Origin of the sequence: Plantactinospora siamensis, assembly GCF_042434095.1 — a bacterium.
Taxonomy (GTDB): Bacteria; Actinomycetota; Actinomycetes; order Mycobacteriales; family Micromonosporaceae; genus KBS50.
This window is the reverse complement of record NZ_JBHLUE010000026.1, coordinates 303,784-328,491: the sequence shown is the minus strand read 5'-3', so window position 1 is coordinate 328,491 and position 24,708 is coordinate 303,784. Positions and strand designations below refer to the sequence as shown.

Genomic DNA, 24,708 nt, shown 5'->3' with positions numbered 1-24,708 from the left:
CGTGCGGACGCCGCCGGATCGCACGGCACTCCTCAGGCCGGCTCCAGGTCATGGCGGATCCGGTAGCCGGCGCCGGCGACCGTGACGATGACGTCGGGCGGGCCGAGCCGGCGGCGCAGCCGCCCGATCGTGACCGCGACCGTCTTGGTGAACGGGTCGGCGTTCTCGTCCCAGACCTTCTCCAGGAGCTGTTCGGCGCTCAGCGGGGCGGGGGCCGCCGCCAGCAGCTCCGCCAGCACCTCGAATTCCTTGCGGGAGAGCCGGAGCGGCCGCCCGAGCCGGGTGGCGGTGCGCAGCACCGGGTCCAACTCGATGCCCGCGCCGGTGAGCACCCGCGGCCGCGCCGAGGGCCGGCGCCGGGCCAGGGACCTGATGCGCAGCACCAGCTCGGAGAAGTGGAACGGCTTGCCCAGATAGTCGTCGGCACCCAGGCGCAGGCCCGCGACACGGTCCCCCGGCGACCCCGCGGCGGTGAGCATGATGACCATCGCTGGGTCGGTCGCCCGGGTGATCTGCCGGCAGAGCACGTCGCCGTGCAGCCCGGGCAGGTCGCGGTCGAGGACCACGACGTCGTACGCGGTGACCGCCACCTTCTCGGCCGCCGTGAGCCCGTCGTACGCGACGTCCACGGCCATGCCCTGGTCCCGGAGCCCCTCGGCGATGTCGTCGGCGAGCCGGCGAACGTCCTCCACGACCAGCACCCTCACAGCTCCACCTGCGCCCACAGGCCGCCGTCGGGTCGCGCCCGCAGCACGAGCGTCCCGCCGTGCGCCGTCGCCACCGCGGCCACGATCGACAGTCCCAGCCCGGTGCCGGACCGCGAGGTCCGCGCCGCACCGATCCGCTGGAACGGTTGACCGAGCAGGTCGACGTCGGCCTGGTCGAGCACCGGGCCGCCGTTCTCGACGGTGACCCGGGTCCGGTAGCCCCGCGTACCGGTCATGACCCGCAGCCAGCCGCCCGGCGCGTTGTGCCGGACCGCGTTGTCCACCAGGTTGTCGACGAGGCTGCGCAGCAGCGAGGCGTTGCCCGGCACGACCACCGGGGCGGTCCGGCGGTCCACGGTGAGTCGCCGCTCGGCCACCGCGTCGGCGCGGGCGCCGAGCGCGGCGTCGACCAGGTCGGCCAGCCGCACCGGCTCGGTCCGCGGGGCCGGGTCGTTCTGGGCGCGCGCCAGCAGCAGCAGCCCCTCCAGCAGCCGATCCGCCGCGTCGAGGCCCTCGTTCAGCTTGCCCGCCAGCACCGTGACCTCCCTGGGCACCGGCGCCGGCTTGCTGGCCGCCACGTCCACGGAGGTCCGCATCATCGCCAGCGGCGTACGCAGTTCGTGGGAGGCGTTCGCGACGAACCGGCGCTGCGCCTCGAAGGCCCGCTCCAGCCGGGCGAGCAGTTCGTCGACGGTGTCCGCGAGCTCGGTCAGCTCGTCGCGCGGGCCGGGGACGGCCAGCCGCTGGTGCAGGGTGCGCTCGGAGATGCGGCGGGTCGTGACCGTCATGGTCCGCAGCGGGCGCAGGGCCCGGCCCGCGACCACCCAGCCCAGCGCGGTCGACACGACGGCCATCACGGCCAGCGCGATCGCCGACATGAGCAGCACCGACTGGACCGTCTGCCAGGTGGGGACGACGGCCAGGTCGGCCGGCGGCGGTGGCCGGGGCAGGTCGGGGTCGCGGAAGGGCGGCGCCGGCGCGACGGTGACCAGGACCGGTTGGCGGAACACCAGGAACGCCACGAGCGCCAGCAGCGCGACGCCGGAGGCGAGGAACAGCGAGGCGTACAGCAGCGTCAGTCGCATGCGGATCGAATACGGTGGCCAGCGGATCGACAATTTCGGCGCCCTCCGGTCGAGACCATGCCCGGCGCGGCCGAGTATCACCCTGCGGCGGTAACACGACGATAACGAGCCGTGTGGGTCCGCTGTTGCCCGTCGATGCGTAGACAGGCGGGGACACGGCATCCGGCCGTGCGGAGGAGGGTCCAGAGTGGCAACAGACGTACCCGATTGTCGGCCGCGGCGTGCGGGATCGGCCTGGCCCTCGCCGGCCTCGGCCCCGGCGCCGCCGCGGGGCCGCGCCACCGGCGTCACAGCGGGTCGCCGCGGCACCGGCGTCACAGCGGGTCGCGGCGGCGCCGGAGACGGTCACCTGGCGGGAGTGCCCGCGGTATTCCGACGCGGTCCTCGACTACCTGAGCATCCGCCCGGAGGACCGGGGGCGGTTCCGGGAGCTGTGGGCGCGCACCGACTGCGGCACGGTGAGTGTGCCGCTGAACTACCGGGAGCCCGGTGGGCGGCGCATCACCATCGCCCTCACCCGGCTGCGCGCCGTTGACCCCGCACACCGGCTGGGCAGCCTGGCGATGAACCCCGGCGGTCCGGGCGGCAGCGGCTACCTGATGCCCAGCCACCTGGTGCTGACCAGCGAGACGGACGCCCGGCTCAACGAGCGGTACGACCTCATCGGCTTCGACCCGCGGGGCGTCGGCTACAGCACCTCGTACGACTGCCCGGCCACCGGCCGCGACGAGCCGCCGGTGGGCCGGTGGACCAGGGCGGCGCTGAAGCAGGCGTACGACGCGTTCGCGAAGCAGGCGGCGGAGTGTTCGGCCGGCAACCCCGCCTTCCTGTCCCAGTTGACGACGGCGAACGCGGCCCGGGACCTGGATCGGATCCGTCGGGCGCTGGGCGAGCCGCGGATGAGCTACTTCGGCGCGTCCTGGGGCACCCAGCTCGGGGCGGTGTACCGGAGCATGTTCCCGGACACGATCGACCGGATGTGGCTGGACAGCGTGGTCTCCCCGCGCGCGTACGACCTGGCCTACCGGTTCGACGCGTCGGCGCGGGCCACCGAGCAGGTCTTCACGCTGTTCTCCGGGTGGCTCGCCGCGCGCGACGGGGCGTACGGCCTCGGGGACACTCCGGCGAAGGTCCGGGCGACCGTGCTGGCGCTGCGGGAGGGCGCGGACGCGCACCCGTGGCGGTTCTCCGACGTTCCGATCCCGCTCGACGGCAGCTTCATCTCGTACGTGGCCTCCGCCCCGAACGTGGACTGGGAACTGGCCGCGCGGATCCTCGTGGCCATGCGGACCGCGGTCGACGGCGGTCCGGCGCCACAGCCGGTCCGCGATGTCGTGGGCGGGCCGGACGGTCCGCCGCCGGCGCCGCCAGCGGGCGCCCCCGAGCGGGGCAACGACACGGCCGGCCAGGCGTACCTGTGCAACGAGGACACCAGCTCGCGGAACTTCGAGCCGCTGTGGCGGGAGTACCGGCGCAACCTCGACCGCAACCCGGTCACCGGCGACGTCACGGCGCTGCGCCCGACCTGTGCCGGGTGGACGCTGCCCGTGCAGTCGTTCCAGCTGCGCCGCGGCGGCGGTTCGCTGCAGCTGTCGGGGCACCGGTACGAGACGTCGACGCCGTACCCCTGGGTGTGGCAGATGCGGGACACCATCGGCGGACAGGTGTTCACCGTCGACGACTTCATCCACGGATCCCTGCCGTTCGTGCCGGACTGCGCGCGGCATCTGGCCGACTATTTCGACACCGGTAACCGGGACGGTGGGTCCTGCGCGGGGCTGCAACCCGAGGACCCGGCCGTCCGCGCCGGCGCCGCCGGCCAACCCGACGCCCGCGCCGGCGGTCGCGGCTTGGGGAGCCCTGACGGCCCCGGCTTCGGTGGCGCCTACCGGCTCCAGCCGGAACCGTGGGTCAGCCCGCCGCTCGGTCGATGATGCGACGGGCCCGCCCTCCCGCCCCTGGGCCGGCGGGCGGGCCTGTCCCGGCTCACCCGCCGTCGACCGTGATGGTGACCCTGGCGCGGGAGTGCTGAACGCTCCCGCACACGTACCGGCCCGGCTCGTCGATGGCGAGGAGCTGGGTCTCGCCCCTGTCCAGCCGGGAGTTGTCCCGGTTGCCGCCGGGGTCGGGCGTGCAGGTCACCGTGTGGGCGGTGCCGGACTCGTTGACCACGGCGAAGTTCTCGGCGGCGCGGATCGACAGCGTCTTCGGGGTGAAGGCGTACCCGTCGGTGATCGTCACCCTGGGCTTCGGCGCGCCGCACCCGCTCTCGCCGGCGACGGCCACCCGCAGGGTCGCCCGGTGTGTCGCGTCCGCGCTGCGCACGGTGAACGTACCCGACCTGGGGAACTGGATCACCTGCCGTTCCTTGCGATCGAGGACGCTGCTGACGATCCCGGCATCCGGGGTAGTGGTCAGCGCGTGGACCTCATCGGACCGGTTGGTGATGGCCAGGAAGCCGCCCCGCTGGATCCGCAGGCTCGGCGGGCTGAACGCGTACCGGTGTCCCTCGGCCGACGCCGTCTGGACGATGGTCGCCTTGGTGGCCCTGGTGCAGTCCGGCCCGGAGCCGGCGGCACCGGCGGGGTCACCGGCTTGGGCGCTCGCTCCGGCTCCGGCGGGCCGGGGCGCGGTGGTGCTCGGCGTTGTGGCCGGCGCGCAGGAGGTCAGGGCGAGCAGCGACGCCCCCGCCACCGCGCGGCAAGCCGCCCACCATCGACCCGTACCGGTTCGCCGCATCGGCTCTCCCCTCCCTCTCCGACGCCGCCCGGACGGTGCGCCCGGCGGCACGCGGGCGCGCGAAGGTCGGACCGCGCGAAGATCCCCGCTACGGAGAGCTACGGGCACGCCCGCGCGAAGGTTCAATCCGGGGCGTCGGTGGCGGGCAGCCGGACCTCGACGCGCAGGCCGTCCCGGCCGGTCGACGCCGCGGCGATGGTGCCGTCGTGCGCCCGGGTGATGGAACGGGCGATCGAGAGCCCGAGGCCGGCGCCGCCGCTGTGGTCGATGCGGGCGCCGGAGCGGCGGCGGAACGGTTCGAACAGTGCGGGCACGGATTCCGGCGGGATGTCCTCGCCGGTGTTCGTGACGACCAGGGCCGGCTCGTCCCCGACCCGGACGTCGATGGTGCCGTCCGGCCGGTTGTACTTCACGGCGTTCTGCACCAGGTTGGTGACCAGGCGTTCCAGCAGCACCTGCTCGCCCAGGGCGACGCGCGGGCGCAGCGTGGCGGTGATCGTGAGACCGGCGTCGGCGGCCCGGGCCCGGTGGGCGTCGAGCACCGCCGCGGTGATGAGATCGAGCCGCAACGGTGTCCGGGCCAGCAGGCCGCGGTCGCTCTCGCTGAGCACGAGCAGCCCCTCGATGAGGCGTTCGTTGCGTTCGTTGGTCTCCAGCAGTTGCGTGCTGATCAGGGCGAGTTGGTCCTCGCTGAGGGACCTTGCCAGGCCGACCTCGATCAGGGTGCGCTGGACGGCCAGCGGCGTCCGCAGCTCGTGCGACGCGTCCGCGGCGAACCGGCGCTGCGCCTCGTAGCCCACGGTGATCCGGTCCATCATCTCGTCGATCGCCCGGCCCAGCAGCGCGAGCGCGTCGCGACCCGGTCCCGGCCGCAGGCGGTGGCCGAGGTTCTGCGGGCCGACGTTCGCGATGAGCGGGGCGAGGTCCCGCACAGGTCGCACGCACCAGCGCACCGCCGGGACGCAGCCGGCCAGGACGGCCGCGAGCAGCAGCGCCCGGACCACCGCGCCGGGGAGGCTGGGTCGGCGGTAGAGCTGGACGCAGACGGCCGAGGCGTCCGGGCCCGGCGGCCCCAGGTGCGGGCCGCCACACCAGGACGGGCCGAACTCATGCCACAGCGCCAGGATCTGGTCGCTCACCCACGGTACGGCCTGGGTCGCGACGAGGAGTCCCGCGCAGAGCAGAAGCATCCGCCGCGCCGGCGAGCCCGGCGTCACGAGCCGAGGCGGTAGCCGGCCCGGGGCACGGTGTGCAGCACCGGCGGATCGCCCAGCTTGCGCCGCAGGGTCATCACGGTGGTGCGGACGGTGTTGGTGAACGGGTCCGCGTGCTCGTCCCACGCCTGCTCCAGCAGGTCCTCGGCGCTGACCACCCGGCCGCCGGCGCGCAGCAGCACGTGCAGCACCGCGAACTCCTTCGGCGACAGGGCCAGCGCCAGCCCGTCCCTGGTGACGGTGTGGCGCCCGACGTCCAGCACGATGCCGTCGCGCTCGAGCACCGGCGGCAGCGCCGGTGCCGACCGCCGGGCCAGCGCCTGCAGCCGGGCCACCAGCTCGGCGAAGGCGAACGGCTTGGTCAGGTAGTCGTCGGCGCCGAGGCCGAGGCCCTCGACCCGGTCGCGGATCCCGACGGCGGCGGTCAGCATCAGGACCCGGGTCCCGGCGCCCGAGCCGGCGATCCACCGGCACACCTCGTCGCCGGTGCTGCCCGGCATGTCCCGGTCCAGGACGGCCACGTCGTACCGGTTCACGCCAAGCCGGTCCAGGGCACTCACGCCGTCGTAGACCACGTCGACGGCCATGGACAGCCGCCGCAGACCCTCGGCCACCATGTCGGCCAGCATCCGCTCGTCGTCCGCGACCAGCACTCGCACCACCGCGCCTCCTCTTTGGGCCACCCGCCAGGCTTGCAGGGCCGCGATAAAAGTTCCGTAAGGGCGCCGCTGACGGCCGCCGGACGGCCGGTTCGGCAGCCTGGTGGGGTTCGCTCGATCGTACGGGGTGTGATTTGCGGATATTTCATCGATTCGCCGTCCTGCTGTTCGTGGCCGCCGTCCCGGGACCAGCGACCGCCCGTCCGGCGCACGCGATCGCCCACGGCCAGAACGCCGGCGACGGCGCGTACCGGTTCTCGGCGCTGCTGACCATGACCGGCCTGCCCACGGCCGAGGGCGGGAGCCGGGACAGCTCCTGCTCCGGCGCCCTCGTCGCGCCGCGCTGGGTGATCACCGCGGGCCACTGCTTCCGGGACGCGGCCGGCCGCCGGGTCAGCCGGCCGGTGGCCGACCGCACCGTGGCCACGATCGGCCGCGCCGACCTCACCGGCTCGGGTGGCCACCGGGTGGAGGTCGTCGCCGTACGCCAGGCCGGCATCGCCGACGTGGCCCTCGCCGAACTGGCGTCCGCGATCACCGACATCGAGCCGCTGCGGGTGGCCGCCGCACCGCCCGCGGTCGGCGAGGTCGTCCGGCTCACCGGGTACGGCCTGACCCTGGACGGCACCCCCGCGGACCGGCTTCAGACCGGGCAGTTCGTCGTCGAGGCCGTCGGGGACACCGTCGTGGAGACCTCCGGCCGGGCACCGCGGCGGGACACCAGCCCGTGCCCCCACGACTCCGGCGGGCCGTACTTCCGGCAGCGGTCGAACGCCGCGCCCGTGCTGGTGGCCGTGGTCAGCACCGGGCCGGGGTGCCCGCACCCCGGCCCGGAGTCGAGTGCCCGGACGGACAACCTGCACGGCTGGATCACCCGCACGGTGGCCGACGAGGGCGCCGGTCGGGGTCGCCGTGCTCTGCTGGTGGCCGGCCTGGCCGGTCTGCCGGCCCTCGCGGCCCTGCTGGCGACGCTCCTGCTCGCCCGGCGCCGCCGGGCGGCCATGCCGCGCCGGGGCGTGCGCCGCGACCTCAGCCGACGCCCGCCGGTGCGGCCGTCTCGGTGAGCTGGCCGTCGGCCAGCCGCAGCCACCGGTCCACCCCGATGGCGGCGAGGAACCGGTCGTCGTGGCTGACCACCAGCAGCGCACCCCGGTACGCGGTCAGCGCGGCCTCCAGCTGGGCGACGCTGTCCAGGTCGAGGTTGTTCGTGGGCTCGTCGAGCAGCAGCAGTTGCGGGGCCGGGTCGGCGAACAGCACGCAGGCGAGGGTGGCCCGCAGCAGTTCCCCGCCGGACAGCACCGCGACGGGCAGGTGCGCGCGGTCGCCCCGGAACAGGAACCGGGCCAGCAGGTTCATCCGCGCGGCGTCGGCCAGCGCCGGGGCGAAGGCGGCGAGGTTCTCCGCGACCGTACGGGCCGGGTCGAGCAGGTCGAGCCGCTGGGACAGGTATGCCACCCGACCGTCGGCGCGGGTGGCCGTCCCGGACACCGGCCGCTGGTCGCCGCCCACCAGGCGCAGCAGCGTGGACTTGCCGGCCCCGTTCGGCCCGGTGAGCGCGATCCGCTCCGGGCCGCGGATGCTCAGGTCGACGCCGGCGCCGGCGAACACCGGCCGGCCGTCGTACTCGGCCCGCAGGTGCTCGCCGGTGAACACGGTGCGGCCGGCCGGGACGGTGGTGTCGGGCAGGTCGATGACGATCCGGTCGTCCTGCCGGGCGGCGCGGCTGGCCTGGTCGAGCCGGGCCTGCGCGTCACCGACCCGGGCCGCGTGGGTCTCGTTGGCCTTGCCGGCGGACACCTGGGCGTCCCGCTTCAGCCCGCCGGCCACGATCCGGGCCAGGCCGGCGTCGTTCAGGTTGCGCGCGGCCGTGGAGGCGCGCCGGGCGGCGCGCTCCCGGGCCTGCTGCATTTCCCGCTTCTGCCGCTTGAGGTCCTGCTCCGCGGTGCGGACCTGCCGCTGCGCCACCTCCTGCTCGGCGCGTACGGCCTGCTCGTAGTCGGTGTAGCTGCCGCCGTACCAGCGGATCCCGCCGTGGTCGAGGGCGGCGATGCGGTCCATCTCGTCCAGCAGCGCCCGGTCGTGGCTGACCACCAGCAGGCAGCCGGGAAATCCGCGCAGCACCGCGGTGAGCCGGTCCCGCGCGTCCCGGTCGAGGTTGTTGGTCGGCTCGTCCAGCAGCAGCACGTCGGGGCGCCTGAGCAGCTGCGCGGCCAGGCCGAGGGAGACGATCTGGCCGCCGCTGAGGGTGCCCAGCCGGCGGTCCAGCGCGACGTCACCCAGCCCCAGCCGGTCCAGCTCGGCGCGGCTGCGTTCCTCCACGTCCCAGTCGTCGCCGACCGCGGTGAAGTGCTGCTCGGCGGCGTCGCCGGACTCGATGGCGTGCAGCGCGGCGATCGCCCGGTCGACGCCGAGCACCTGCGCCACGGTCTCGTCGACGGCGAACGGCAGGTGCTGGGGAAGGTAACCGAGCACGCCCTGCACCGTGACCGATCCGCCGGTCGGGCGCAGCTCGCCGGCGATCAGCCGCAGCAGCGTGGTCTTGCCGGCGCCGTTGGGCGCCACCAGCCCGGTCCGGCCGCCGGGCACGGAGAGGGACAGCTCGTCGAAGACCGGAGTCTGGTCCGGCCAGGAGAAGGACAGGGCGGAACTGACGATGTACGTGTCGGACACGATCGACCTCGAAAATGTGCGAGACCGAGCACGCGCGTCGGCATTGCTCGGCGCGGAAAGGGGACGACGAAGGGGGCCGCGGCGACGGCGCGATCACGCGCGCGTCGGCGGCCGGTCCGGGCTCTCACCCGGAGATGTCGTCGTCACCTGCCACGAGCACTCCCATCCCGAAGGAACTCGACCCACCATAGCGCGGCGATGGGCCGCCCGGGGCGAGGCCGGGCGGGCCAGGGTCCGGTCTGGTACGTCAGGACCTGCCACGGGACAGCGCGTCCACCCGGCGCAGCGCGTCGGGCAACCGGTACGGGCCGGCCATCGCCCGCACCAGCGCGGCGGCCCGCTCGACGGGCAGGCCGGCGGCGGTGACATACAGGGGCCGGGTCGCCGCGCCACGACGGACCTCGACGGCATGGGTGGCATCCCGGAACGCCGTCTTGGCCACCCCGATCACCGGCACCGCGAACTCGGCGTGCGCGTGGGCGCCCAGCCCCGGCCGCCCGTGCGGATCCAGATCCACGTACCCGTCGATGACCAGCAGGTGCAGCGGCCCGGCGGCCGCCAGCACGGCCCGCATGGCCGGCAGTTCCCGGGCGAAGAAGGCGCCGGGCCGGTACGCGGCCACCTCGGCGACGGTGGCAACGTGTTCGGCGCGGATGGCCGCGAAGGCCGGGTCGGCGGCGATCACCAACGCGGCGACGGCCCCGCCGGCCTCCGGATAGTGGACGTCGACGGCGCCGTACGCCGGCTCACGCTGCACGTCGGGCAGGCTAGCCGCCGGCCCGCGTCGCGGGCAGCCCCGCTGCCGGGTCGCCGGACGGCCGGTCGGTGCGGCCGCCAAGGCTCCGTACCAGGACGGGGATCATCACCGTCGCCGCGACGAGGTGCAGGCCGATGAGGGTCGCGCTGATGGCTGCGTCGGCCCCGACCAGGAGGGGCGGGATCAACGAGATCGCGGTCAGGGACACCGCCGTCCATCCGAACCGCTCGGTCGCACGAGCGCTCCACCGCAGCAGCGCCAGGGCGATGGCGACGCCGACGACCGAGAACAGGCCGGTCACCACGGCGAACCCGGGCAACGGGATCGCCTCGCCGCCCTCGGGGATCTGGAAGTCGACGCCGGCGGCCCGGGCCAGCGCGGCCACCCCGGTGGTGGCGGCCATCGCGGCGAGCGTGGCGAGCAGACCGGTGCCGGCGAGTCCGCGGAGCCGGCGGGTGCGGCCGCGCCGGCCCGAGACCGGGGCCGCGACGACGCCCGTGTCGTTCGCGCCGGTCATTTCGCTCCTCCGGACCGCCGCGGCCCGGCAGCCGGCAGCCGCTCCGGCAGCCCGAGCCGCGGGAACCGGTCGGCGTGGAAGGTGAAGATCTCGGTGATCGACCCGCCGGCGACGCGCAGCACGTCGATCGTCAGTGGAAGGTACGCGCCCTCCCGGTCGTGCCACTGGTAGAAGGCGGCGGCGGGCTGCCGGTTCACCGCGGTGGGCACCGCACGCAGTCCCGTCATGCCCTCGAAGCCGTCCTCGACCCAGTTGTTCACCACCGCGTCGCGGCCGACGTACAGGCCCGGCGTGGGCGGCATCGAGCACCGGACGTCGTCCCGCAGCATCGCGGCGAGCGCTGGGATATCGGTGGCCACGCTGGCGTCGGTGAAGCGGCGTACCAGCTCGCGCGTCGCGGCGTCCTCCTCGCCACCGGTCCAGTCCTGCCGCTCGGCGGGCAGGTGCTCCCGCATGCCGGCGCGGGCCCGCTGCAACGCGCTGTTCACCGAGTTGACGGAGTCCCCGAGCAGCTCCGCGACGTCCCGCGCCGGCCAGCCGAGGACGTCCCGCAGGATCAGCACGGCCCGCGGGCGCGGCGCGAGGTGCTGGACCGCCACCACGTACGCCAGCTCGATGGTCTCCCGCGCCACGGCCACGGCCTCCGGCTCGTCCGCGCCGACCCCGGGCAGTTCGTCGAGCAGCCGGTCCGGGTAGGGCTGCAACCACGGCACCTCCCCGGCGGTCGCGGGCTCCGGACGGCGCCTGGCGAGCAGGTCGAGGCAGGCGTTGGTGGCGATCCGGTACAGCCAGGCCCGGAGCGTCGACCGGCCCTGGAAGGTCTCCCGGCGCCGCCAGGCCCGCAGGAAGGTCTCCTGCACGGTGTCCTCGGCGTCCTCGAACGACCCGAGCATCCGGTAGCAGTGCACGTGCAACTCCCGCCGGTGCCGCTCCACCACCCCCGCGAACGCCGGCTCGTCGACCTCGGCCAGCCCGCCCCCGCCCGGCTCCCCCAGCCGTGTATCCGCACTCATCACGTCATCCTTCCGCCTCGGCACGTCCCGTCCTAGGTATGACGGCCGCGGGCGGAACAACTCATCACGCCGGTTGGCCCGCCCGGCGCGAGCCTTCGAGGGTAAGGAACGTCTCATGCGCGTGTGGCGGCCGGCGGATCGGGTGAAGGTCATGGGACACGACTTCGCACCCCTGGCCGCCTTTCGGTGGGGTGAAAAGCGACATTTGTGAAGGAGATACCGCATGTCCCGCTCCGCAGCCCTGTCCGCGTCCTCGGCCGGCGCTCCCCTGCAGCCCACCACGATCGAGCGCCGCGAGCTGCGCGACGACGACGTGTTGATCGACGTCAAGTTCGCCGGCATCTGCCACAGCGACATCCACCAGGTACGCGAGGAGTGGGGGGCGGCAACCTTCCCGATGGTTCCGGGGCACGAGATCGCCGGCGTCGTCTCGGCCGTCGGGGGCAAGGTCACCAGGTACCAGGTCGGCGACCGGGTCGGGGTCGGCTGCATGGTCGATTCCTGTGGTGAGTGCGAGTACTGCAAGGACGGCGAGGAGCAGTACTGCGCCAAGGGCGCCGTCATGACGTACAACGGCGAGGGCTACGACGGCGAGAAGACCATGGGCGGCTACTCCCAGCAGCTCGTGGTGTCCGAGCGGTTCGCCGTGCGCATCCCCGAGGGCATCGAGCTGGACGAGGCCGCCCCGCTGCTGTGCGCGGGCATCACCACGTACAGCCCGCTGAAGCGCTGGGGCGCCGGGCCCGGCAAGCGGGTCGCGGTGATCGGCCTGGGTGGCCTGGGTCACATGGCCGTCAAGCTGGCCGTCGCGCTCGGGGCCGAGGTGTCGGTGCTCAGCCGCACCCTGGCCAAGCAGGAGGACGGCAAGCGCCTCGGCGCCGGGCACTACTACGCCACCGGCGACGAGGGCACGATGGCCGCGCTGCGCAGCAGCTTCGACCTCATCATCAACACCGTGAGCGCGGACCTGCCGATGGACGACTACCTGGCCCTGCTGCGCCCGCTCGGCGCCCTGGTCAACGTCGGCCTGCCGACCAAGCCGTACAGCGTGCAGCCGGGCTCGGTGGTGGGTGGCAGCCGGACGCTCGCCGGGTCCACCATCGGCGGCATCCCGCAGACCCAGGAGATGCTCGACTTCTGCGCCCAGCACGGCATCGGCGCCGAGATCGAGAAGATCGGCGCCGACCAGGTCAACGAGGCGTACGACCGGGTCGTGGCCGGCGACGTCCGCTACCGCTTCGTCATCGACACGGCCACCATCAACGCCTGAGCAACCCGCGTCGGCACAGCCGAGGCCCGCGTCCCCGCAACCGGGGGACGCGGGCCTCGCGCCCTTTCCACCGGGACGCGGCAGCCCTCTCGGCGAGAGGGCCGGCGATGCGGGCGACGGCCCTCTCGCCGGAAGGCCGGCGATGCGCCGCGATGGTCGCGGAAGTGTCGGTGCCGCTGCGTAGCGTCTGCCGCATGGTGGATGACACGGCTGACACGAGGACGGTCGCTCTGGCGTACGTCGACGGCCTCGAGCACCGCGACTGGTCCCGGCTCACCGGTCTGCTCGCCGCGGACGTGGTCTACGAGATGCCCCAGACCCGCGAGCGCATCAGCGGCAGGTCCGCGTTTCTCCGGTTCAATCAGGAGTACCCCGGCGACTGGCACCTGCGGGCCCGGCGCGTCGTGGCCGACGGCCGCCATGCCGCGCTGTGGCTGGACGTTCGGGTGGGCGCCGAGCAGCAGGACGCGTGCGTCTGGCTCGATGTGGGCGAGCAGGGCCTGATCGAGCGGATCACCGACTACTGGCCCGAGCCGTACGAGCCGCCGGCCGGGCGGGAGCACCTCGCGCAGCGCTGGTGAGCGGACCCGGCGTGCGGAAAAGGCGTTGCCGCCGGCCGGGCGAGCCGGTCATGATCATTGACATGACGTACTGAGGACAGCACCCACGTTGCTCATCCGGCCCGCCACCCTGTGCGGCCGCGCCTCCGTCATGCCCGTCCGTCCCGAAGAGAGCACCCCCTTGCCTCAGCAGCTCCCCACCCAGGAGTCCGCCCCCGTCACCGTCTTCGCCTCGCCCGGCAGCTGGATCGAGTCCGACGCCGTCGTCCAGTGCCACCAGGTGGCCGCCCTCGACGGCATGAGCCGGGTGGCCGGCATGCCCGACCTGCACCCCGGCAAGGCCGCCCCGATCGGCGCGGCCATGCTCTCGAGTGTGCTCTACCCGCACCTGGTCGGCTCGGACATCGGCTGCGGCATCGCCGTGTTTCCCTTCCCGCTCAAGCGCGCCGTTCCGGAGCGGCTCGCCGGCCGGTTCCCGGACCTGGACCGGGCGCTGGACCCGGTGCGGGACGCCGACGACCCGGCGTGGGCCGTGCTGGACGGCGACATCCCGGCCGGCCACCTCGACGGGGTGGGCACGGTCGGCCGCGGCAACCACTTCGTCGAGCTGGCCCGGGTCGGGACCGTCCTCGCACCGGACCACGCCGACCGGCTCGGCCTCGCCGAGGGCGACCTCGTGCTCATCGTCCACAGCGGTTCGCGGGGGCTCGGCGAGCGGATCCTGCGCGCGCACACCGAGCGGCACGGCGCCGGCCCGGCCCCCGACCCCGCCGGCTACCTGGCCGCGCACGATGCCGCCGTCCGGTGGGGCGCGCTGAACCGGCGCCTGCTGGCGGCGCGGGTGGCGCACGCCCTCGGGTCGGCGCCGGCGGCCCCGATCGTGGACCAGTGCCACAACCTTGTCGAGGTACGCGCCGGCCGCTACCTGCACCGCAAGGGCGCCGCGCCGGGCGATGGGCGGGATGTGCTGGTGGCCGGCACCCGCGGCACCGCGTCCTACCTGGTTCACGGGCACGCCGGCGCGGCCGCCAACCATTCGGTGGCGCACGGCGCGGGCCGCAAGATGTCCCGGGCGGACGCCCTGCGCCGGGGCCGCGCCAAGCACACCGTCGAACAGCTGCGCCGCACACCGGTCGGGTCCATCGTGGTCTGCGGCGACCGTCAACTGCTCTTCGAGGAGGCGCCGGGCGCCTACAAGCGGATCGAGCAGGTGATCGCCGATCTGGTGGCGCACGGCCTGGCCACGCCGGTGGCCACCACGGTTCCGCTGGTGACGTACAAGACGCTCGACGCCGCGGCCCGGCCGGCGCGGGACCGCCGACGGGCCCGGGGTCGGCGATGAGCATCCACCGGGAGCCGGACCGGATCAGCCGCCGGGCCCGGGGCTGGTTGGCGGGGCGACGACCAGCTCTGCCTCCGGGTCGTGGTCGAGGTGCGCCGGTCCGGCGACGATCATGGTGGCCCGGGCCCACGGCTGCTCGCGCAGCAGGAACGGCAGCTCCTCCAGCATCCACCTTGCCAGGTGCTCCAGGTGCTCAGCGGAGTCACCGTCGCGGGCCAACAGCCGACGGTCCTGCTCGTCCAGGTCCCCCTGCATCCACACCGAGGCGTCCAACCACGGGGCCAGCTCGGTACGGATGATGCCGGTGCCCTCGACCCAGAGGACCGCCAAACCGGCCGGAATGCTGATCGAGCCGGGCCGGTCGTGCGCGATCCAGGCGGGCGGCCGGAAATCCACCGCCGCTCCGCGGTGGAGGGGTCGCAGGATGTGCTCGGCGAGCATGGCGCCCCAGTCGAAGCAGGCGTGGTTCCAGGCGATGTCGTCGGTGTGCAGGACCGCGGAGTCGGGCACCGCCGCCCGCAGCCGCTCGGCCAGCGTCGTCTTGCCGGCGCCACCCCGGCCGTCGATGGCGATCACCCGCGGCCGGCCGGTGACCTCGGGGGACGCCTCGCACAGCTGCCGGACGGCGGCGGGCACGTCAACCACCCGCCAGCCGACGGCCTCGGGCTCACCGGGATGTAGCCGCATCGGCCTGCCTACTGTCGCGACGAGGGACGGCTCCGGCCTGCCTCGACCGAGCCACCGGAGCGCCAACCCTACAGCGGATGGACCTCCACCGCCGTGCGGCCGCCGCGGGCGCTCATGGCGGGCGCCGGAACCCCTATCATTGAGCGATGGCGCTGCGGTCCCTTCGGTTTCGGCTCGTGGACTCCCCCGACTCGTACGGCGGCCGGCGGCGAGCCGCCCGGGCGGTCTGGTTGTCGCAGACCTTTCCGGATCTGGCCGACATGCGCGTGCTCGATCTCGGCGGTCGGGTGGAGAGCTGGGCCACGGTGCCGGTGCGACCGGCACACGTGCACCTGGTGAATCTCGAGCCGGTCCCCACGGACCTGCCGGAGTGGGCGGAGGCCGATCACGCCGACGCCTGTGACCTGCCGGCGTCGATCCGGTCGCGACGCTACGACCTGGTCTTCAGCAACAGCGTCCTGGAGCATGTGGGCGGCCACGAGCAGCGACGCAGGATGGCCGAGGCGGTCCGGGAGATGGCGCCGCGGTACTGGATCCAGACGCCCTACCGGTACTTCCCGATCGAGCCGCACTGGGTGGCGCCCGGGATGCAGTTCCTGCCGGTGGCGGCCCGGGTGGCGGTGGCCCGCAAGTGGCCGCTGGCCTACACCCCCGGCAAGTCCTGGGAACGGGCGATGCGGCAGGTCCTCACCACCGAGCTGGTCGGTCGGGCCGAGATGCGCTATCTCTTCCCCGACGCGACGATCCGGGCGGAGCGGCTGCTGGGCATGACCAAGTCGCTCATCGCCGTCCGGACCGCCGACGGCGACGCGTCGTCGTAGCCCCGCGGCGGGGCGGCAGCATGCCGGCCGAGCGGCCGGGCCGGTACTACGGCGGCCGCCGGGGCGCCACCGGCCACCCGGCCGGGGCCTGACGCCGTCCGCCGCCGACGCCGCCGGGGCGGCGGCGTCGGCCGGGCCGGACCGACGGGCGACACTCGTCCGGACCGCCGTCTTTCGCCACGGTCCCGGTCCGGTACGCGACTGTCCACGATGTACGGGCGGCACGCGCCGTTATGGTCTGCTCACCGCCACGCGGCGGCCCCTCGACACGGAGCGTGGACCATGCCCACGACTGAGCTGTCCGCCCTGGGCGGCGTCGATCCGGCCACATTGGGGATCGCGCACGAGATCAGCGTCGACCCGCGCAGCGGACGGGCCGCCGTCCGGGTGCCGCTTGACGTGGCGACCGGCCGCACCGGCTTCGGGCCGCGGCTGGCCCTGCGGTACGACTCGTCCGGCGCGGCGGGCGTGTGGGGAACCGGTTGGTCGCTGGACGGCCTGCTGTCGATCACGGTCAGCACCCGGCTGCGGGACCCCGGCTACGACTCCCGGGACGCGTACGTCGGCACGGCGACCGGCGACCTGGTGCCGGCCCTGGTCCGCGACGGCGACCGGTGGGTGCCGCGGGTGGCCCGGATCGGCGGCTGGACGGTCCGGTACTGGCGGGCGCGGCGGGAGTCCACCCGGATCCGGGTCGAGCAGTGGACGGCCGACGACACCGGCCGGGTGCACTGGCGCACCCGGGACGCGGCCGGGGTGCTCACCGTGTACGGCCTCGACGGAACGGCCCGGATCGCCGACCCGGCCGATCCGGACCGGGTGTTCTGCTGGCTGGCCGAGGCGCAGTACGACCCCGCCGGCAACGCCATCCGGTTCGAGTACGCGGCCGAGACGCTGGACGGGGTCGACCCGGGCAGCACGTACGAGCGCAGCCGGCGCGCCGCTCCGGCGCTGGCCCAGCGCTACCTGACCCGGGTCCGGTACGGCAACTCGACGCCGCTCGCGGCCGACGCGCCGGACCCGGCGGGCCTGCGCTGGCACTTCCAGCTCGCGGTCGACTACGGCGACCACCCGGCCGACCGCCCGGACCCGGACCGGCCCTGGCCGGCCCGGTCGGATCCGACCTCCAGCTACCGGCCGGGTTTCGAGGTCCGCACCTACCGGTTGGCCCGGCGGGTGCTGTCGTTCCACCACTTCGATCCGCTGGGTGCGGACCCGGTGCTGGTCGGGGCGTACCGGCTGCGCCACGACGAGCGGCCGGGCGGGGCGGTGCTGCGCGGCATCGGCTACACCGGGTACGGCGCCGGCGGTGCCAGCCGGGACCTGCCGGAGCTGCGGATGACGTACCCCGATCCGGCGCCGGACGCTGATTTCACCGCGGCGCCGGAGGAGGCCGTGGTGAACACGCCGGGCGGCCTCGGCCTCGGGCACCGGTGGATCGACCTGTACGGCGAGGGCCTGGCCGGGATTCTCACCGAGACTCCGACGGCCTGGTACTACAAGTCCAACCTCGGCGGCGGCCGGTTCGCGCCGCAGGCGCTGGTCGCCGAGCGGCCCGGGTACCGGCTGGCCGAGGTGGCGCTGGCCGACTTCGACGCCGACGGCAACCCGAACCTGGCGGTGCTGCACGGCCGGACCGGCGGCTACTACACGTTCGACCGGGACGCCGAACAATGGCGGTCCTTCCGGCCGTTCCCGGCGCTGCCGCACCTGGAGGCGGCCGGCCGGCACGCGCAGTGGCTGGACGTGAACGGCGACGGCCTCGCCGAGTTGGTGGTGGCGGACGCCGAGCGGCTGCTCTGGTATCCGTCGCTGGGCGCCGAGGGCTTCGGGGCGCCGCTGTCCGCGCGGCTGCCGGGCCCGACCGACAGCGGGAGCGCGGCCGGGTCGGCCGGACCGGACCGGCCGACCGGCACGGTCGGCGAGGACCCGGGGCTGGACCTGTTCCTGGCCGACATGACCGGGGACGGCGCCGCCGACCAGGTACGGCTGCGCAACGGCCGGGTAGAGTACTGGCCGCAGCTGGGCAACGGCCGGTTCGGCCCGCCGGTGCTGATGCAGGACTCCCCCGTGTTCGCCCCCGAGCCCGAGTTCGACGCGAGCCGGCTGCTGCTGACCGACCTGGACGGCGACGGCCGCGCCGACCTGGTCTACCTCGGCACGGACGGCATCCGCTGGTGGCGCAACCTGTCCGGCAACGGTTTCGAAGACGGCGGCGTGCTGGCCCCGGGCGTCGTGGTGGACAACCTCGGCTCGGTGTCGGTGCTGGACTTTCTCGGCGACGGCACGCCGTGCCTGGTCTGGTCGTCGCCGCTGCCGGGCGCCGCCGACGAGCTGCGGTACGCGCGGCTCACCGGCGGGGTACGGCCGCACCTGCTGGTACGGCTGGACACCGGCGCCGGGGTGGCGCACGAGCTGACGTACGCCAGTTCGGCCGCCGGCTACCTGGCGGACCGGGCCGCCGGCCGGCCGTGGCGGACCCGGCTGCCGGCGCACCACACCGTGGTGGTCCGGCACCTGACCACCGACCTGATCGGCGGCACCAGCAGCGGCGTCCGGTACGCCTACCACGACGGGCGGTACGACGCGGCGGAACGGTTGACCCTGTTCGGCGCCGTGGACACCTACGACGCGGACCTGTCCGGGCCGGCCGATCCGGTGGCCGAGACCGCGGCCGGCTGCCTGCGCACCTGGTACCACACCGGGGTGGACCGGCCGTCGCTGTCCGGGGCGTACGACCGGGACCCGGACGCCCCGGACGTGCCGGCGCACGCGGTGGCCGACCTGGCCGCGCTCGGGCCCGGCGACTACGAGCAGGCCGTCGCCGCGCCGGCCGGCAGCGTGCTGCGGGAGGAGTTCTTCGCGGTCGCCGCCGACGGCGCCCTCGCGGCCGACCCGGTCCGGGTGGTCCGCTACGGCTACCTGGTGAGCCGGCTGCAACCGGCCGCCGACGGCCGCGACCCGGCGTTCCAGGTGGCCCTGCGGGAGCGGCTGACCTGCCACTACGAGCAGGACCCGGCCGATCCCCGGCTGGAGCACGACCTGATCGTCGACTTCGACGCGGCCGGGTTGCCCAGCCGGAGCGTCGCGGTGGCGTATCCGCGCCGGCCGGGCCGGCCGGGCGCGGTGCCCGAACAGCTCGGGCTGCTGGCCGACCTCACCGTGGCCACCCACGCCCACGTCGATGAGACCGACCGGTACGAGCTGTCCATCCCGGTGGAGCGCCGCGACTACGAGCTCCTCGGCGTCGCCCCGGCCGCCGGGGTGTTCACCGTGGCGGAACTGGCGGCCCTGGCGTCCACCGCGCTGGCCGCGGCCACGCCGCCCGGCGTGGACCCGCCGGCCGGACCGGCCGCCCGGCTCACCGCGTGGCGGCGGCAGCGGTACTGGAACGCCGATCGGACCGCCGCGCTGCCGGTGGGCGAGGTGGGACCGCACACCCTGCTGCACCACGAGGAGTCGGCGGTGTTCACCCCGGCCATGCTGGCGGCGGCCTTCGGCGAGGATCCCGCCGGGCCAGGCGGGCCGGGCGCTCCGGGGGCGCCCGGTGACGCGGCGCTGGCCGACGCCGGTTACGTGGCCGGGGACGGCCTCTGGTGGCAACCGGACCCGGTCTGCTTCTACCGCGACGCGGCCGGGTTCCACCTGCCGGACCGCACCGAGCGCGGCGACGGCGCCACCGTGCGGCTGGGCTACGACCCGGCCGACCTGGCGCCGGTCCGGGTGACCGACGCGATCGGCGCGGTCACGGTGTCCGAACTGGACTACCGGCACCTGCAACCGTTCCGGGTCACCGATCCCAACGGCGCGGTCGAGGAGGCGCTGCTGGACCCGCTCGGGGTGGCGGTGCTGACCACCGCGTACGGCAGCGTGGCCGGCCAACCCTACGGGCAGGAGCCGCTGGCCGGGTACGCCCCGACGCCCGGCTCGGTGGACGACGTGCTGGCCGATCCGGCCCGGTACGTGCAGCGGGCCGCCGCGTTCGTGGGCTACGAGCTGGGCTGGGCGCCCGGCGCGGCGCCGCCCCGGACGGTGCAGGTGGACCGGGAGGAGCTGATGCACGACGGCACCGGCGCGGTGCGGGCCGCCTCCCGCTGCGGGGTGCGGGTGACCCACCGGGACGGCTTCGGCCGGCCGTTGCAGGTGGCCGAGCTGACCGAGCCGGGACCGGCGATCGCCCGCGACGCCGCCGGCGCCCTCGTGCTGGGTCCGGACGGCGTCCCGACCGAGGCGCCCGCCGACCCGCGCTGGCGGGTGGCCGGGCACGTGCGGTTCAACCGCAAGCAGCAGCCGGTCCGCGAGTACGAGCCGTTCTACAGCCCGGGCCCGGCCTACCAGCCGGAGCCGGAGCTGGCCGAGTTCGGCGCGGTGCTCGTCACCCGCTACGACGCGTCCGGCCGGATCGTCCGGCGGGAATATCCGGACGGCACCCACGAGGCCGCCGGGTACGGGGCGTGGCAGACCACCGCGGCCGACCGCAACGACACGGTGCTCGACTCGGGCTACCGGCTGCTGCGCGAGGGGCTGCCGGCCGGCGACCCGGAGCGCCGGGCGTACGAGCTGGCCGCCCGGCACGCGAACACGCCGATCGTGTCCCTGCTCGGCCCGGACGGCCGGCCGGTCCGGGAGGTCCACGTGGCGGCCGCGGGCGGCGCCGACCAGGTCATCCGGGTACGCCGGGATCCGCGCGGCGAGGAGCTGGAGCTGGTCGACGCGCGCGGGGTGCCCACCCACCGGTTCCTCCGGGACCTCACCGGGCGGCCGCTGCGGGACGAGTCGGCCGACGCGGGCGTCAGCTGGTCGCTGCCGGACGCGTACGACCGGCTGGTCGAGGGCTGGAACCAGCGCGGCGTACACATCCGGCAGCGGTACGACCGGGCGGACCGGCTGGTCGCGGTGGACGTGACCGGGCCCGGCCCGGGGCCGGAGCGCCGGGTGGAGGAGATCGTCTACGGTGACGATCCGTCGGCGCCGGACGGCGCGGCCCGCAACGCGATCGGCCGGCCGGTGCTGCACCGGGACCAGGCCGGGACGCTGGCGGTCGAGCGGTACACCCCGGCCGGGGTGGCGCTGCGTACCGTGCGGCGGGTGTGCGCCGGGGACGAGCCGGACTGGTCCCAGCCGGTCCCGCTGGACCCGGACTCGTGGGTGAGCGAGCACGAGGTGGACGCGCACGGCCGGATCCGGGTGCAGCGGCTGCCGGACGGCAGCGTGCGGACCTCGTCCTACCTGACCGGCGGCGCGCTGGCGGCCGTGACGATCTCCACGACGGACGGCAAGGTCACCGACCGCACAGTGTTCGACGGCGTCGACCTCACCGCCCGCGGCCAGCGCCGCCGGATCCGGCTGGGCAACGGCGTGGAGCTGGTCCACACGTTCGCCGCGGACACCGCCCGCACCTCGGCGATCACCGCGACCCGCGGCGGCGTGGCGGTGCAGGACCTGCGCTACACGTACGACCCGGTGGGCAACGTCGTGCGGGCCGAGGACCTCGCGCAGCGCCCCGGCGGCCCGGTGCTGCCCGGCGTGACGGTCGGCCCGGAGCAGCTGTACGAGTACGACGAGTTCTACCGGCTCACCGGCGCGAGCGGGCGGGTGCACCAGGCGCTGCTGGAGCACGACTACCGGCCCGGCACGGCGGGACCGGACGCGCTCAAGGGCACCCGGCACCTGTCCATCAACAACGCGGCCGCCGTCGAGCGGTACCAGCGCAGCTTCCGGTACGACGCCTCGGGGAACCTGCTGTCCATCAAGCACACCGGCACGAGTCGGCAGTGGACCACCGAGCTGTGGGTGGCGGCCGACAGCAACCGCGGCGGCCCGGCCACCGACCCGGCCGGCAACCCGGTGCCGAACCCGGCCGGAGACTTCGACGCGGCCGGCAACTGCGTGTCGCTCGCGCACCTGCGGGCCATCGAGTGGACGTACCGCAACGCGATCTCCCGGGCCGTGGTGATCGACCGGTCCGGCGTCGGGCAGCCCGACGACGACGAACGCTACCTGTACGACTTCGCCGGTCAGCGGGTCCGCAAGCTGGCCCGGCGGCTGGTCAGCGGGGCGGTCGAGGAGACCGAGAAGCTCTACCTGGACGGCTGCGAGATCGTCCGGGTCCGGGCGGCCGGCACGCTGGTGCTGGAACGGATCACCTCACACGTCTCCGACGAGACGGCCGTGCTGGCGTACCTGCACCGGTGGGGCACCGACACGACCGGCCGGGAGACCGACGACACGGGCCTGGCCCGGCTGCTGTTCCCGCTGGCCGACCACCTGGGCAGCGCCCGGTTGGAACTCGACGAGACCGCCGCGCTGGTCTCGTACGAGGAGTACTTCCCGTACGGCGGCACGGCGTTCCTGGCCGGCGACACGGTCCGGGAGGTGCGGATCCGCGACTACCGGTTCGCCGGCAAGGAGCGCGACGACGCGACCGGGCTGTACGCGTTCGGCCACCGCTACTACGCGCCCTGGCTGGGCCGGTGGCTGTCGCCCGACCCGGCCGGCCCGGACGAGGACCTGAACCGCTACCGGTACGTGCGCGGCAACCCGGTCAACCTGGTGGACCCGGACGGGTTGCAGGCCAGCGGCACCGTGCACAACTACGTGACGCCGACCTTCCCGCCCGGCTGGGACGTGACCCTGACCCCGGCGGAGATCGCCCGGTTCAACCGCGGCGACCTGATCCTGGTGCGCCCGCGCGGCGGTGGCCCGATCCTGAAGCTGAGCCGGCGGGAGGCGGAGGCGATGATGCGCCGCGAGACCCAGTCCGGTCACGACGTGACGTTCGGCCACGTCGGCGGGCGGCGGCGGGCGCCCCGGCCGAATCCGCCGGCCCCGCCGGCGGCGCCGCCGCCGGTCGCGGTGGGCGGCGAGGACGGCGACAATCCGGCCGGCGGGGGCGGCGGCGACGACCCCGGGGCCGGCGACGGCGGGCTCGGCGGCCCGGGCACGGTCGGTACGCCGGGCGGCGCGGAGAACGGCGCGGACGGCACCGGCACCGGTGCGACGGGGCCGGGTGGCACCGGGACCGGCGAGGGCGGGACCTCCGACGCGCACGACAACGGCGGCACCGGCGCGCAGGCCGGGGACGGCGGTTCGGGACCGGCGGGTTCGCCGACCGGCGCGGGCGGCGGCAACGCCGGCCCGGGCACCGGAACGGGAACCGGAACGGGAACCGGAACGGGAACCGGGACCGGGACCGGCACCGGCACCGGCGGCAACGGGGTGGCCGGCGCGGGCCCCGGTGCCGGGACGACCGGCAACGGCGCGGGCACGGGAACCGGAGCCGGAACGGGAACCGGAGCCGGAACGGGGACCGGAGCCGGTACGGGGACCGGAGCCGGTACGGGGACCGGAGCCGGAACGGGGACCGGCAGCGGAACCGGCGGCCGGCCCGGTGGCACCGGCAGCGGGACCGGCGCCGGCGGCCGGCCGGGCGGCACCGGCACCTCGCCGGATCCGAGCGACGGCAACGGCTCGCCGCAGGGCACCCCGGACGGGGTGGCCGGCGGCGAGGTCGGGGGCGTGACCGGCGGCATCGTCGGCGGTTCGGTCGGCGGCGATCCGCGCGGCAACCTCGCCGGCTCGCCCGACGGGACGCTCACCGGGCGGGCCACCGGCGGCAACGGCGCTCCCGGCGACCACGCCGTCGCCCCGCCGCCCGGGCAGACCGGCAACGCCCCCCGCCGGCCCGGCGGGACCGGCAGTGCCAGCGGCGAGTCGCCGAACCCGGGCGACGGGCACGGCCGGGGCGCCGGTCAGCATCCCGGCGGCGGCCAGGGCCAGCGGGGCGAGCACCCGGGGGCCACCGGCGCGGGCACCTCGACCGGCGGCGCACCCGGCCAGTCCGGCGCGGCCGGCGCCCCGTCCGGCGGCGACGCGGCCGGCGGGTCCGCCGGCAGCGGCTCCGGCCGCGGCGGCGGCACCCCGCCGACCGCCTGGGACCGGGCCGCCAGGATCGCCGGCTATCTCGACCTCAACTTCGGCGACGACGAGGGCGGCGCCTCCGGCGGGATTCCCGGCGGCGCGGGCTGGCTCAAGGGCCGGTTCTGGCAGGCCCTCTACATCGCCACCGTGGTGGTCGGGCTGATCGCCGGTGCGGTCAAGGCGTTCGCCAAGGCCGGCGTGCAGGGCGTGCTGGCCGGCGCCCGCCGGCTGGCCTCGATGGTGGCCGCGCCGTTCACCCGGCGGTTCTGGGTACGGCTGGCCGAGCACGAGGCGTTCATCTTCACCCGCCAGTTCTGGCGTACCTTCCCGACCCGGCTGCGCCGGTTCTTCTGGGATCCGCGCAGCTTCAACACCATCAGCCGCGAATACTGGGCGGCCCGCGGCGGCGCCACCCGGTACGGCCAGCAGCTGCACCACTGGCTGCTGCCGAACAAGTGGCAGTGGGTGCCGCAGGGGCTGCGCAACGCCGGCTTCAACCTGTTCGCCACCTCCCGCTGGCTCAACAACTACGTCGACCGGCGGTTCGCCCGCTGGTCCGCGTCCTGGTTCGCCGCCCGCACCACGAAGTACGTGCTCATCCCCCGGTTCCTCGTCGGCGCCGGCCAACTGTCCTGGGGCGTCGGCACCCGGATCGGCCGGTGGATCACCGGCCAGCCGTCCAGCGCGCCGCCCAACCCGCGCACCCCGCAGAGCCAACCCACCAACCCGTAGCCGACCGATCCTGCG

General features: G+C 75.1%; 17 protein-coding genes. 7 read left to right on the top strand and 10 right to left on the bottom strand.

What is annotated here, in order from left to right:
- Positions 1–32: 32 nt before the first annotated feature.
- Both ACFFHU_RS26825 and ACFFHU_RS26820 read right to left on the bottom strand, forming a co-directional pair.
- On the bottom strand, positions 33–707 hold the full coding sequence (locus ACFFHU_RS26825; protein ID WP_377343075.1) for a response regulator transcription factor: 675 nt from the start codon (positions 705–707) through the stop codon (positions 33–35).
- On the bottom strand, positions 704–1,792 hold the full coding sequence (locus ACFFHU_RS26820; RefSeq protein ID WP_377343074.1) for a sensor histidine kinase: 1,089 nt from the start codon (positions 1,790–1,792) through the stop codon (positions 704–706). Before ACFFHU_RS26820 ends, ACFFHU_RS26825 begins: the two co-directional genes overlap by 4 nt.
- Before the next feature lie 458 nt (positions 1,793–2,250).
- On the opposite strand from ACFFHU_RS26820, the gene ACFFHU_RS26815 reads away from it, so the two are divergent.
- On the top strand, positions 2,251–3,726 hold the full coding sequence (locus tag ACFFHU_RS26815) for an alpha/beta fold hydrolase (protein WP_377343073.1): 1,476 nt from the start codon (positions 2,251–2,253) through the stop codon (positions 3,724–3,726).
- A gap of 52 nt (positions 3,727–3,778) precedes the next feature.
- On the opposite strand, the gene ACFFHU_RS26810 is transcribed toward ACFFHU_RS26815, so the two are convergent.
- From ACFFHU_RS26810 to ACFFHU_RS26800, 3 genes are all read right to left on the bottom strand, one after another.
- Positions 3,779–4,531, bottom strand: coding sequence for a cupredoxin domain-containing protein (locus ACFFHU_RS26810; protein ID WP_377343072.1), 753 nt, complete (start codon positions 4,529–4,531; stop codon positions 3,779–3,781).
- Positions 4,532–4,653: 122 nt separating this feature from the next.
- Positions 4,654–5,721 carry a sensor histidine kinase gene (locus tag ACFFHU_RS26805; protein WP_377343071.1) on the bottom strand — a complete coding sequence of 356 codons (1,068 nt, stop codon included), beginning with the start codon at positions 5,719–5,721 and terminating at the stop codon, positions 4,654–4,656.
- A gap of 23 nt (positions 5,722–5,744) precedes the next feature.
- Positions 5,745–6,404: a response regulator transcription factor gene (locus ACFFHU_RS26800; RefSeq protein ID WP_377343497.1), complete on the bottom strand. Its 660-nt coding sequence runs from the start codon at positions 6,402–6,404 to the stop codon at positions 5,745–5,747.
- Between the two features lie 134 nt (positions 6,405–6,538).
- Here ACFFHU_RS26800 and ACFFHU_RS26795 point away from each other — a divergent pair, with 134 nt between their 5' ends.
- Positions 6,539–7,468 carry a S1 family peptidase gene (locus tag ACFFHU_RS26795; protein WP_377343070.1) on the top strand — a complete coding sequence of 310 codons (930 nt, stop codon included), beginning with the start codon at positions 6,539–6,541 and terminating at the stop codon, positions 7,466–7,468.
- Here ACFFHU_RS26795 and ACFFHU_RS26790 read toward each other — a convergent pair.
- The 4 genes from ACFFHU_RS26790 to ACFFHU_RS26775 all read right to left on the bottom strand — a co-directional run bounded on the left by ACFFHU_RS26790 (position 7,434) and on the right by ACFFHU_RS26775 (position 11,361).
- Positions 7,434–9,074, bottom strand: a complete 1,641-nt coding sequence (locus ACFFHU_RS26790; RefSeq protein WP_377343069.1) for an ABC-F family ATP-binding cassette domain-containing protein — start codon at positions 9,072–9,074, stop codon at positions 7,434–7,436. The two genes, ACFFHU_RS26795 and ACFFHU_RS26790, sit on opposite strands and share 35 nt — an antisense overlap.
- A 247-nt stretch (positions 9,075–9,321) precedes the next feature.
- On the bottom strand, positions 9,322–9,831 hold the full coding sequence (locus ACFFHU_RS26785) for an endonuclease V (RefSeq protein ID WP_377343068.1): 510 nt from the start codon (positions 9,829–9,831) through the stop codon (positions 9,322–9,324).
- Positions 9,832–9,841: 10 nt separating this feature from the next.
- Positions 9,842–10,348 carry a DUF6069 family protein gene (locus ACFFHU_RS26780; RefSeq protein ID WP_377343067.1) on the bottom strand — a complete coding sequence of 169 codons (507 nt, stop codon included), beginning with the start codon at positions 10,346–10,348 and terminating at the stop codon, positions 9,842–9,844.
- Positions 10,345–11,361, bottom strand: coding sequence for an RNA polymerase subunit sigma-70 (locus tag ACFFHU_RS26775; protein ID WP_377343066.1), 1,017 nt, complete (start codon positions 11,359–11,361; stop codon positions 10,345–10,347). The genes ACFFHU_RS26780 and ACFFHU_RS26775 overlap by 4 nt, the downstream gene beginning before the upstream one ends.
- 223 nt (positions 11,362–11,584) lie before the next feature.
- On the opposite strand from ACFFHU_RS26775, the gene ACFFHU_RS26770 reads away from it, so the two are divergent.
- The 3 genes from ACFFHU_RS26770 to ACFFHU_RS26760 all read left to right on the top strand — a co-directional run bounded on the left by ACFFHU_RS26770 (position 11,585) and on the right by ACFFHU_RS26760 (position 14,533).
- Positions 11,585–12,631 carry an NAD(P)-dependent alcohol dehydrogenase gene (locus ACFFHU_RS26770; protein WP_377343065.1) on the top strand — a complete coding sequence of 349 codons (1,047 nt, stop codon included), beginning with the start codon at positions 11,585–11,587 and terminating at the stop codon, positions 12,629–12,631.
- 194 nt (positions 12,632–12,825) lie between these two features.
- On the top strand, positions 12,826–13,212 hold the full coding sequence (locus tag ACFFHU_RS26765; RefSeq protein ID WP_377343064.1) for a nuclear transport factor 2 family protein: 387 nt from the start codon (positions 12,826–12,828) through the stop codon (positions 13,210–13,212).
- Between the two features lie 130 nt (positions 13,213–13,342).
- Complete coding sequence (locus ACFFHU_RS26760; RefSeq protein WP_377343063.1) at positions 13,343–14,533, top strand: RNA ligase RtcB family protein; 1,191 nt, start codon at positions 13,343–13,345, stop codon at positions 14,531–14,533.
- Between the two features lie 24 nt (positions 14,534–14,557).
- Here ACFFHU_RS26760 and ACFFHU_RS26755 read toward each other — a convergent pair whose 3' ends face one another.
- Positions 14,558–15,220, bottom strand: a complete 663-nt coding sequence (locus ACFFHU_RS26755) for a uridine kinase family protein (protein WP_377343062.1) — start codon at positions 15,218–15,220, stop codon at positions 14,558–14,560.
- Between the two features lie 146 nt (positions 15,221–15,366).
- Between ACFFHU_RS26755 and ACFFHU_RS26750 the strand changes: the two genes are divergently transcribed.
- Positions 15,367–16,041 carry a class I SAM-dependent methyltransferase gene (locus ACFFHU_RS26750; protein ID WP_377343060.1) on the top strand — a complete coding sequence of 225 codons (675 nt, stop codon included), beginning with the start codon at positions 15,367–15,369 and terminating at the stop codon, positions 16,039–16,041.
- A gap of 282 nt (positions 16,042–16,323) precedes the next feature.
- On the top strand, positions 16,324–24,693 hold the full coding sequence (locus ACFFHU_RS26745) for a SpvB/TcaC N-terminal domain-containing protein (RefSeq protein ID WP_377343059.1): 8,370 nt from the start codon (positions 16,324–16,326) through the stop codon (positions 24,691–24,693).
- Positions 24,694–24,708: the final 15 nt, after the last annotated feature.

What these genes read in the sequence shown, in the direction of transcription:
- ACFFHU_RS26760 (WP_377343063.1), top strand. Translation starts at nt 13,343, where the DNA reads ATGCCCGTCCGTCCCGAAGAGAGCACCCCCTTGCCTCAGCAGCTCCCC.
- ACFFHU_RS26755 (WP_377343062.1), bottom strand. Translation starts at nt 15,220, where the DNA reads ATGCGGCTACATCCCGGTGAGCCCGAGGCCGTCGGCTGGCGGGTGGTT.
- ACFFHU_RS26745 (WP_377343059.1), top strand. Translation starts at nt 16,324, where the DNA reads ATGCCCACGACTGAGCTGTCCGCCCTGGGCGGCGTCGATCCGGCCACA.
- ACFFHU_RS26775 (WP_377343066.1), bottom strand. Translation starts at nt 11,361, where the DNA reads ATGAGTGCGGATACACGGCTGGGGGAGCCGGGCGGGGGCGGGCTGGCC.
- ACFFHU_RS26805 (WP_377343071.1), bottom strand. Translation starts at nt 5,721, where the DNA reads ATGCTTCTGCTCTGCGCGGGACTCCTCGTCGCGACCCAGGCCGTACCG.
- ACFFHU_RS26810 (WP_377343072.1), bottom strand. Translation starts at nt 4,531, where the DNA reads ATGCGGCGAACCGGTACGGGTCGATGGTGGGCGGCTTGCCGCGCGGTG.
- ACFFHU_RS26770 (WP_377343065.1), top strand. Translation starts at nt 11,585, where the DNA reads ATGTCCCGCTCCGCAGCCCTGTCCGCGTCCTCGGCCGGCGCTCCCCTG.
- ACFFHU_RS26780 (WP_377343067.1), bottom strand. Translation starts at nt 10,348, where the DNA reads ATGACCGGCGCGAACGACACGGGCGTCGTCGCGGCCCCGGTCTCGGGC.
- ACFFHU_RS26820 (WP_377343074.1), bottom strand. Translation starts at nt 1,792, where the DNA reads ATGCGACTGACGCTGCTGTACGCCTCGCTGTTCCTCGCCTCCGGCGTC.
- ACFFHU_RS26765 (WP_377343064.1), top strand. Translation starts at nt 12,826, where the DNA reads ATGGTGGATGACACGGCTGACACGAGGACGGTCGCTCTGGCGTACGTC.
- ACFFHU_RS26750 (WP_377343060.1), top strand. Translation starts at nt 15,367, where the DNA reads ATGGCGCTGCGGTCCCTTCGGTTTCGGCTCGTGGACTCCCCCGACTCG.